General features: G+C 45.0%; 1 protein-coding gene. It reads right to left on the minus strand.

Translation table 11 applies throughout. The features are described 5' to 3' along the window. A partial coding sequence (locus tag A3751_RS23345) for a hypothetical protein (RefSeq protein WP_231876807.1) occupies positions 1–192 on the minus strand: 192 nt, incomplete at its 3' end. Positions 193–358 lie beyond the last annotated feature (166 nt).

Raw genomic sequence — 358 nt, forward strand, 5'->3', positions numbered from 1 at the left:
CCGAAGGTGTTCAGTTGATTGAACGCTGGGTAGCGACTCTGCCTGTAGCAAATTGCTCTCCTTAAATAGTAATGGCCTAGTTAGGCGTAGTCGTTGACTATTTAAGTGATCAATCGCACCTAGTAGCTGAGAGTTTCTCTCCCTTAAGGCTACTAGGTGTTGTTCTTTTGTATTGCTTTTGTGTTTTGTCACTTTGATGCTCGCCCTTCACAACGGCGAGCTTTTTTGTTTTTCCTGATGACACATTGACCCCGCCTCGTTATATTTTTACTTCCACTCAAAAATTGACCATGACTTTATGAACGACTCAGCTTCTCGCAAGCGCCCCCTCGACGGCATACGTGTGATTGAAATGGGG

The organism is Oleiphilus sp. HI0080 (assembly GCF_001635135.1).